Source organism: Novosphingobium sp. ZW T3_23, from assembly GCF_044987305.1.
Taxonomy (GTDB): domain Bacteria; phylum Pseudomonadota; class Alphaproteobacteria; order Sphingomonadales; family Sphingomonadaceae; genus Novosphingobium.
The window spans coordinates 1-8,771 of the sequence record NZ_JBJDRF010000097.1; the positions used below are offsets into that span (position 1 = coordinate 1).

7 protein-coding genes and 4 pseudogenes are annotated in these 8,771 nt (G+C 60.0%); 6 read left to right on the forward strand and 5 right to left on the reverse strand.

Features of this window, described 5'->3' with window-relative positions; genetic code table 11:
• Positions 1 to 127, forward strand: a pseudogene (locus tag ACI3K3_RS24820) (IS5/IS1182 family transposase); the annotation flags it as partial.
• A gap of 135 nt (positions 128 to 262) precedes the next feature.
• On the opposite strand, the gene ACI3K3_RS24825 reads toward ACI3K3_RS24820, so the two are convergent.
• Together ACI3K3_RS24825 and ACI3K3_RS24830 are read right to left on the reverse strand one after the other, a co-directional pair.
• Positions 263 to 862 carry a hypothetical protein gene (locus ACI3K3_RS24825; RefSeq protein WP_404918652.1) on the reverse strand — a complete coding sequence of 200 codons (600 nt, stop codon included), beginning with the start codon at positions 860 to 862 and terminating at the stop codon, positions 263 to 265.
• A 34-nt stretch (positions 863 to 896) separates the two neighbouring features.
• Positions 897 to 1,988, reverse strand: a complete 1,092-nt coding sequence (locus ACI3K3_RS24830) for an endonuclease/exonuclease/phosphatase family protein (RefSeq protein WP_404918654.1) — start codon at positions 1,986 to 1,988, stop codon at positions 897 to 899.
• 859 nt (positions 1,989 to 2,847) lie between these two features.
• Between ACI3K3_RS24830 and ACI3K3_RS24835 the strand changes: the two genes are divergently transcribed.
• Complete coding sequence (locus ACI3K3_RS24835; RefSeq protein WP_404918656.1) at positions 2,848 to 3,384, forward strand: RNA polymerase sigma factor; 537 nt, start codon at positions 2,848 to 2,850, stop codon at positions 3,382 to 3,384.
• A 471-nt stretch (positions 3,385 to 3,855) separates the two neighbouring features.
• Positions 3,856 to 4,037: pseudogene (locus ACI3K3_RS24840) on the forward strand (hypothetical protein); the annotation flags it as partial.
• Positions 4,038 to 4,232: 195 nt separating this feature from the next.
• Here ACI3K3_RS24840 and pip read toward each other — a convergent pair.
• A complete protein-coding gene (gene pip, locus ACI3K3_RS24845) occupies positions 4,233 to 5,189 on the reverse strand; it encodes a prolyl aminopeptidase (protein ID WP_404918658.1) in 957 nt (318 codons plus the stop codon).
• Positions 5,190 to 5,870: 681 nt separating this feature from the next.
• Here pip and ACI3K3_RS24850 point away from each other — a divergent pair.
• Positions 5,871 to 6,200, forward strand: a complete 330-nt coding sequence (locus tag ACI3K3_RS24850; RefSeq protein WP_404918660.1) for a helix-turn-helix transcriptional regulator — start codon at positions 5,871 to 5,873, stop codon at positions 6,198 to 6,200.
• A 255-nt stretch (positions 6,201 to 6,455) separates the two neighbouring features.
• Positions 6,456 to 6,575, forward strand: a pseudogene (locus ACI3K3_RS24855) (transposase); the annotation flags it as partial.
• Positions 6,576 to 6,798: 223 nt separating this feature from the next.
• Here the strand turns inward: ACI3K3_RS24855 and ACI3K3_RS24860 are convergent.
• Positions 6,799 to 7,401 (reverse strand): annotated as a pseudogene (locus ACI3K3_RS24860) (IS630 family transposase); the annotation flags it as partial.
• A gap of 72 nt (positions 7,402 to 7,473) precedes the next feature.
• Here ACI3K3_RS24860 and ACI3K3_RS24865 point away from each other — a divergent pair.
• Positions 7,474 to 8,397, forward strand: coding sequence for an IS110 family transposase (locus tag ACI3K3_RS24865; protein WP_404918664.1), 924 nt, complete (start codon positions 7,474 to 7,476; stop codon positions 8,395 to 8,397).
• On the opposite strand, the gene ACI3K3_RS24870 is transcribed toward ACI3K3_RS24865, so the two are convergent.
• On the reverse strand, positions 8,387 to 8,771 hold a 385-nt coding region (locus tag ACI3K3_RS24870; protein ID WP_404918662.1), incomplete at its 5' end, for an ATP-binding protein. The genes ACI3K3_RS24865 and ACI3K3_RS24870 overlap by 11 nt on opposite strands.

The window sequence follows — 8,771 nt, forward strand, 5'->3', positions numbered from 1 at the left end:
CTTCAGCAAACTCAAGCAGTTTCGAGCCGTAGCTACCCGCTACGACAAACGCGACGACAACTTCCTTGCCTCAGTCCAACTCGCATCCATCCGCATCTGGTTGCGGCATAATGAGTCGGTGGCCTAGTGTGGCCGCGCGCCGCCCGGCCCGTTGTTCTCGCGACATACCTTGCGTCGCCAAGCTTGCACGAGGCTTCACCCTAGCCACATTCGCCAGCAACATGTGTCACGGCCCCGTCGAAGCAATCGTCGTTCGATCAGTCTACAAGAGCGCGCGAGCGCAGAGGACATCTGTGACATAAGTTTTTCCACCTACGGTTTCCGTTCCCTGGGTACGCGAGACCAGCCATCCCAATGAGCGACAGAACTGGTTTGCTTCCTGGCGGGCGCAATTGGCTCCGGCGCGACATTCAATGCGTTCCCCGTTTCGGCGAGGTGCTGGAAAGAACTCAGAAGCAGCACCGCGTAGCGATTGGCCAACGCCTGTTCCCCACCCCCCGGTCGGGCGCACGGATACCACATCGCGAAATTGCTGGCTGAGCGTCGGCTGGTCGCGGTCGATGGTCGTGCAACGACCTGTATAATTCCGACCCGTGCAGATCTGCCACTCTCCGCTGCGAACGCGGATGGAGCGCACCTCCCACCCGAGGTTCAAATCCGTGCGCGGGCCTGTGATCGACTGGAATGGGCCGCCGAAGCGCGCGTCGCGGTGAAGCATGACTTCAAGCCCGCCCTGGTTTTGCGCCGTTGGCTGCGCGCGCTCGTTCTGCAACGTAACTGGCGCCTGTTCCGGCTCCTGGCTGATCGCGACGTCCGCGGTCAACAGCACTGCCGAGCAGGTGATAGAAAGGATTGCACGCATTGCCATTCTCCAGAAGTAGCGTGACTTTCAAATCTCAGGGCGTGGGCGTTCCTACCGTGGCAGTCCGAGCGGGGCAGTCTAGGCCAACTGCCTGTGCATCCGCCGGCCAACTCAGTTCATAGATCACGCGGAATCCCTCGTGATCGGACAGCACCGGGCCGCTTGGCCCATCGTCGAACATCCCTTCGGCGCGCACCGGCCGGATCTTTACAACTTGGCCGGGGGCGAAAAAGTGCTTGTCCTGAACTCGGCGCCATTGATCGGGATGCTCCCAATCCTGAAGAACTTCGCATTCCTCGGTGGGGTCCGCGCAAAATCGATGGACATTGTCCATTCTGACCTTTCGTTTGAAGTGGTCCCAGCGGATATCGGAATTGCGCATGTTGAAATCACCGGCGACGATCGTCGGGCGATCGGGATCTCCGGTGGAATCGACGAACTGCGAAAGCTCGACGGTTTGCCGGTGGTGCGCCGGGGCATGGCGCTCCTCCGATACGCGTGATGCGCGACGCGCCTGCATGTGCGTGTTGAAAACATCGATGGTGCCGGGCACGCCGGGGATTGCAATCTCCGCATAGAGAACGCCCTTGTTCGACAAGCAGTCGAAGCCTGCGCAACTTCCCCGGGCGAATGGCCGATAGCTGGTAGAGATTATCGGCCAGTCCGTTGCCGTTACCAGTCCGCTGGACAGGAAATTCGACCGAATTTCCCCTCTCATGATGCGACGGCGTCCGGGCAGCGGGCCTTCGGTGTTCGGATCCTGCCGAGATCCCGCGCGAGGGCCGGCCGTAAGGCTTTGATATCCGGAACTGACCACCGCCCGCGAGGCAGCGTTGCTGAAGACCTCTTGAAAAACGATAATCTGGGGTCCGCTTCCCCCTGCGCGAAAAGCAGCCAAGCGCTGGGCGATTTCTCTCAGGAGGGGCGCACGATTGCGGCGCGCGGGCCAGGGAAGCCCCTCGATATTGTAGGTTAGCACGTCGATCCGGGCATGGGCGGTCTTGCCGTCGAGAGAGAAGGTGACGGCGGGACCAGGGGCGAAGCCGCATTCCGCCGTGCGTACTGCAGGCAGGCTCATGCATCCTGCCAAAGGGATCAGGGCGCCGATCAAGGATGCTTTGATCAAGGAGCCGATCGGGGTCGATCTCCTGCTGCTACATAGTCCTGTCGACAGCCGATTGCCCGGCTCGAACCACGCGGAACTTTCCGCAGGTTGAAAACCCGCCGTTCCGCGTTTCCGCGGCGCTATGGGCATAAAAATAGATTGCAACGCGGAAAACTCCCTGAAGAGGTACCCATCATTGCGCTGACACATGTTGCATCGGCGAACTGCGATTGCAGCCACGCCTCAATGCGTTAACTTAACAAGTTACGCCAGAATTACCAGCTGGTATTTAGAATGTAATTCCTTTGCATTTCCTTCTGACATGCTGACGCGTTGTGGTGTAGCTCATTTTGAAGACCCAGATCACTTCGTAGTCAGTCCGACCCGGTTATGCTCTTGGCAATGCGAAGGGCATAATGATGATATTGCCGCTGGCGGGGCGCCATGGTCTTTAGTGCGCCCGACGATCCTGCTTTGGACAACGGCAGCTGAGACAACGTCTCTTCCGCTAAGAATTCGAGGTGTCTCAGCCATCGCCGGGTTGTAGCCCTGATGGCATATGAATTCTCTTTTGCCGCGCGCCTTCCGGCAAGCAGCTGCCCATTCCGTACGGCCCGGATCGTCCGGGATGGGCTTTCAGAAATTTAACAATGATGATGTATGCGGGCCGTTACTGAAATATGGCGAACGATATGATGCGTTATACAATAACATAGATTCAGTAGTTGTCCGAGGATGTGGTTATGGCGGTTGATCTATATTCTGGAAGGCCTGATCATAAGTTCGATCCTCTTGTCCTGACTGGTGGCAACGCGATCTTCAGCTTGGAGGAATGACGAAGCTTCCAATCTTTCGGGGGCAGCGCCGAGCGGTTGGCGACATGCATGCAGGGAAGGGCGACGATGCGCCTTCCAACGGTCGTCTCCTGGCCGTCCTGAATTCCGAGTATTCGGTTCTGCGCGACAGGCTTGCACTTCGGCTTTCGTCGAGCGACGAGGCCGGCGAGGCGCTCGATGAGGCCTGGCTCCGGCTGGAAACCGGCGGACCCTTGTGGAATATTCGGACGCCTCGTTCCTACCTGTTCCGGATGGCCCTCAATCTCGCGAGCAACGCCAGACGCAAGGCGGCGCGCCAGATCGCAGTTCCCGACATCGTGTTCCTCGATCTTCCCGACAGTGCGCCGGATCCGGAAATCGTGGCACTCGACCGCGACGAGGAGAGCCGCATGTGGGCCGGGCTCGATGCTCTGCCGGAGAGACATAAGGGCGTATTCCTGGCACGCTGGAGAGACGAGATGTCGCTCGCGGAAATCGCCTCGAAGTTCGGAATGCACCCGCGCTCTGTTCAGAAGGACCTCGCCAGAGCGGAGAAGCATCTGAGGCGGGTTCTGGGCCGGGATCGCCCTCGCCCTCGCTGACCGAGCTCGCCCAGCCCACCTCGCCCAGCCTGGCCGCACTGAGAGGGTTCGGTGAGTTGATCCGAGGCGAAAGGATCGGGACCGCTCTGGTTTACGGTATCGGCGTTCGACTGGCTACCATGTTCGGTCGGATGCGAAGCAGAAGCCTTTGCTTCTCTAGTTAGCTCGGGCTCGTCGAGGATTTCAGGGCGGCGCGGGGAGAGAGTGATTTGGAAGGCGTTGAGAGGGAACGGCAGGGGAGGGATGGGAGGAAAGGGAGGAAAGGGAGGAAAGGGAGGAAAGGGAGGAAAAAGAGGAAAGGGAGGAAAGGGAGGAAAGGGAGGAAAGGGAGGAAAGGAGAGCTGCGGCGTCGCTGCCGGCTGGGCGCTTCCCCTGCGCAGCCGGCCTGTGCGGCTCTAAGGGTTCCTTTTGACAACCGGGGCCGTGGACCGATTAGCGGTGCTGGGCGAAAAGTAATTCTGGGTGCCACGGTTTCACGCCGCAGAAGCCGACCAGCTGCGCCGCGCGATGGCGACATTCAAGATGGCGGGCGGCGTGTCCCATTTCTCGGAGAACTTATCGAGGGGATGGTCGGCCGCGGTTATCCGCAGGACATTGCCAAGCGGGCGTTTCGCCAGCTGGAGGGCTTCGGTTCCTACGGCTTTCCCGAGAGCCGCCCAGTCTTTTCGACAGGGCGGAATGAGCGATGACGGACCGGCTGGCACCACTATCGCGATCGGTGCCACGTCGCGACTCTGGAGCGCCGCGCTAGCAGCGACCTGGCAGTGGGGTTAGACACGGAACCAGCGAAAAGCGTCCTTCGCGCGGGTTCCGAAAAAACAGCTCACTCGATGACGGGAAACCAGGCGTCAGATCTCGGCCTTGTTCGCGTACAGATCCGTGGTGCGGATCAGGCGGTCCAGAATGCCCGGTTCGGAATAGGCATGACCTGCACCTTCGATCAGATGGAACTGGGCTTCGGGCCAGACCTTGTGAAGCGCCCATGCGTAGTGGGCGGGGCAGGGCATGTCGTAGCGGCCATGCACGATCGTCCCTGGAATAGAACGAAGCCTGTCTGCGCCGCGCAGGAGCTGATCGGGCTCGAGCCAACAGTCATTCACGAAATAGTGGGTTTCCAGTCGCGCGAAGGCGAGCGCGAAATGACCGTCGTCGTGCTGCTGCGTGGTAGCAGCGTCGGGTAGGAGGGTAATGACTTCCCCTTCGAATAGGCTCCACGCCCGTGCGGCCTCGATCTGCTTTTCGGTTGAGCCCGTTGTCAGGCGCCGGTGGTAGGCGCGCAGGATGTCGCCTCGCTCGGCCTCGGGGATTGGCGCCACGAGGCGCTCGTACTTATCGGGGAACAGTTGCGAGACGCCGAACTGGTAAAACCAGTCGAGTTCCGGCCGGGAGCACATGTAGATGCCCCGCAGGACCAGTTCGCTCACTCGCTCCGGATGCGTTTGCGCGTAGGCAAGGGAAAGCGTCGAGCCCCAGGAACCGCCGAACACGAGCCACTGGTCGGCGCCTGCGAGTTCTCGCAGGCGTTCGATGTCTGCAACGAGATGCCAGGTCGTGTTGGCATCAAGCGATGCGTGCGGCGTCGACCGGCCGCAGCCTCGCTGGTCGAAAAGAAGCACGTCGTAGAGCTCCGGATCGAACAGCCCGCGATGCGCCGGCGAAATCCCGCCGCCGGGGCCGCCGTGCACGAAGACCGCAGGCTTTGCGCCGGGCGTGCCGCACCGCTCATAGTAGATGCTGTGGCCTTCGCCGGTGTCGAGCAATCCAGAGGCATAGGGTTCGATAGGCGGATAGAGTGTGCGCAGCATGTCGTTCTTGTTGCCGACTTATCCGTTAAAATGGAAGAGGGGCTGCCGCGCCGATGCAAACATCGCCTAGGACCTCATGGCATGATCCAGCTGACGAAAGACGCCTGCACCAGATTAACGCGGGACGGGTTTGCGATGTTCTGGCTGGGCAGAGGAAGAGAGAGCTTTCGACCAGCTCGCTGCTTCGGTTGCCTCGGATAGGCATCGCCGCTGCACCAGCGTGCGATCCCGGGCACAACGGTGAGCGTCATTGAAGGCTCTCGTGTCGAGGTGGCGGTTTATCGACGGCGCTGGCTGTTGAAATTCGCGCCCTATTTTGCGCTGAATCGAGAGACTTCAGAAAGTGCCAACGCGCCGAGCGGATCGTAGCAAACAAAATTTTTTTCGTGAGTGAGGGCGTGTGTCTTCGTCGGCAGGTGTCTTCGGATTGGGAACAACAGGGCTTCCTCCCTCAATCGCGTACGCCAGATGGCCGGCGCGGAGTCGGTGGTGGTCAAAGAGAATCCGGCAATCACCTGACATAGGCTGCCTGGATCCTCGCAGCCCACTGGAGGTCGCGATGGCGACGGGGAACGTATGAATGCGGGCCAACGAGGTCGTGCGGCCGGGGCGTTGTTGAGTGACGCTCCGCGGCCGCCGCCTCAGTCGGCTCACCGCCGTCGAACTTTGGCAACTTGGCAGGTGAACACGGCAACGACGATGTTGCGCGCGCGACTTTCGGATCAGGTGGCGATAGCCGACATCGCTGCAGCCTGCGGGCTCTCTCCTACGTATTTCATTAAGGCTTTCGCGGACACTGTTGGAGTTGCGCCCTATGGATGGTTTCTCGATCAACGCATTGCTCAAGCCTGCATGCTCATCGACAACACGGCTCTTTCGCTTGCCGAAATCTCGATCGAATGTGGATTTTCCGATCAAAGCCACTTTACTCGGGCCTTCGTGAAGCGGCGTGGTATTACTCCTGCACGATGGCGGCTCGCAACTCGGCGGATACTTGAGAAGGAGGCGTGACGCGGCAGGTCCGGGAGTTCGTGGACACTGCCCAAGGTGCGGCTGTGAAGTTCGATAGTTCCGAAGGGTATCTTCGCAGATCCGAAAACGAGATAGCGTACATCCCAACGCTACGGCGTCGCCTTCCGCTGGCTCTGAGATGTTGACGAGAGGGCAGGCCGAACTGACGACCGTGGGCCTCGGCATCGCGCTGATTGAGTAGCGCCCAAGATTTCGGGACGCCTTCTACCCTAACTATGAGGACAGGAGACGATGATGGGAAAGCCGAATTACAGCGATGAGTTCAAGCGTGACGCGGTGGCCCAGATCACCGAACTTGGGTATCCGATAGCGGAAGCCTCCGGGTGGCTCGGCGTTAGTCAGCATTCGCTTTATGATGGTAGCCCAGCCTCTTCGCGCGATAGGCGTGACCGGCGCGCTGGCCAAACATTATGAGCCAGCCTTTGTCCACGACGAGGCAGGCAAAGCGTTAGGGCTCTGAAGCTCATATCTGGGACATAGCGTTCTTTTGTTAGGCATATCTGACATTATAATTGAGCCTGTCTTGCCTGTGAAGCTAATGAGGCGCGCAAGGGTGGTGTTTTAGAGCGGATTTCGATCAGTCTGGATCATATCCGCAAGAGCTGAAGTAATTGGCGCATTCGGCGGGTTGAAAGATGTCGACGAGCTTGCCGATGAGGCTCCACAGGCCGCTAACCGTTCGCTCGCCGATTTTCCGGAGCAAAGCCTTGAGGCGAGAGAAGGCTTTTTCGATCGGATTGAAGTCTGGGCTGTAGGGCGGAAGGAAGCGCAGTGTAGCGCCTGCCGCTTCGATCCGGTCGCGAACTGCCGGGCGCTTATGGCTCGACAGATTGTCCATTATGACGACGTCACCGGGCCGCAGTTCGGGCACAAGAACCTGGGCCACGTAGGCCTCGAACCAATCGCCGTTGATGGGACCGTCCAGTACCATCGGCGCGACCATGCCGGTCATGCGTAGAGCCGCGACCAGCGTGGTGGTCTTGCGGTATCCGTGAGGGAAACCCATCCGCAGCCGTTCGCCTTTGGCGCAGCGGCCATGGCTGCGGGTCATGTTGGTGGCGGTCCAGGTTTCATCGATGAAGACCAGGCGTTCCGGCTCGAGGTCCACCTGCCCGTCGAACCAATCATGCCGCTGCTTCAGGACGTCGGGACGTTCCTGCTCGATTGCATGGCCAGTCTTTATGGGATGGCCCGCCCCTTTTCCCCGGCATCAGGTATGATGCCGGTGCTTGAAAAGGAAAGGAGCGGACCGATGTCTATTGTGATCCTTGGCGTTGATTTGGGCAAGAATGCCTGCAGTGTCGTGGGCCTCGATGCAGCAGGCGCTGTCATCGTGCGCAGGTCGATGCGCCGACAGACACTTATCGATTACGTGACTAAGCTTCCGGCTTGCGTGATTGCAATGGAGGCGTGCTGCGGGGCCCACAACCTTGGCCGCCTTTTTGCCGCACAGGGGCACGAAATCAGACTGATGTCGCCGGAGTACGTGCGCCCGTATGTCAAAGCGCAGAAGAACGATGATCGTGATGCGGAGGGGATCGCCGAGGCCGCCTCGCGCCCGACGATGCGATTCGTCGGACTCAAGACCCAAGAGCAGTTGGACATCCAGACCCTCCACCGCGTCCGGTCTCGCCTGGTGGCCGAGCGCAGAAGCCTGATCAACCAACTGCGGGCGATCCTGTTGGAGCGAGGGACCATTTTCCCGGCTGGGCGGCGCAAGCTGGAGCTCGGCATTGATGCCATGCTGGCCGCTGAGGATAAGAACCTGTCACCACGCTTGAGGCAATTGGTAGGTGAACTGCGCGCAGAATGGCGCGAGCTTGATACCAAGATCGAGGCATTGAACGGCGAGTTTATCGAACTTGCACGCAATGATGTAGCTGCCCGGCGGCTCACGTCCATCCCCGGCATCGGCGTGTTGAACGCAACCGCTTTGATTGCAGCCGTGGGCGATGCCAGCAGCTTTGCCAAAGCACGAGATCTGGGCGCTTGGCTCGGCTTGGTACCCAGGCAACATACTACCGGCGGCAAGCCCAGGCTGCTCGGCATCTCCAAGCGTGGCAACACGTACTTGCGCACTTTGCTCATCCATGGCGCTCGGGCTGTCAAACGACGCCGGGAATTGGGCCGGGGGCGACACGTAAAACTGGGCCCCCCTTTCATACTCAGACGGTAACGGAATCGATCGGCGGAGTGGCCTTCTGCAGAAGGCCACTCCGCCGCTTTTCGCGCAATCTATAGCTGTCGCCGCGGATGGTGATGACGTGGCTGTGGTGCAGTAGACGGTCTAGAATGGCGGTAGCGACGACGGGGTCGCCAAAGACCGTTCCCCATTCTCCCACGCTGCGGTTCGACGTGATCAGCATGGCGCCTCGCTCGTAGCGGCGAGATACCAGCTGGAAGAACAGGTGCGCAGCGTTTGCGTCGAAGGGCAGATAGCCAAGCTCATCAACGATCAGCAGCTTAGGTTTGGCAAGGAAGGACAGTCGCTCTTCCAGGCGCCCTTCGCCATGGGCCTTTACCAAGGCAGAGACGAGCGCCTGCGCGGTT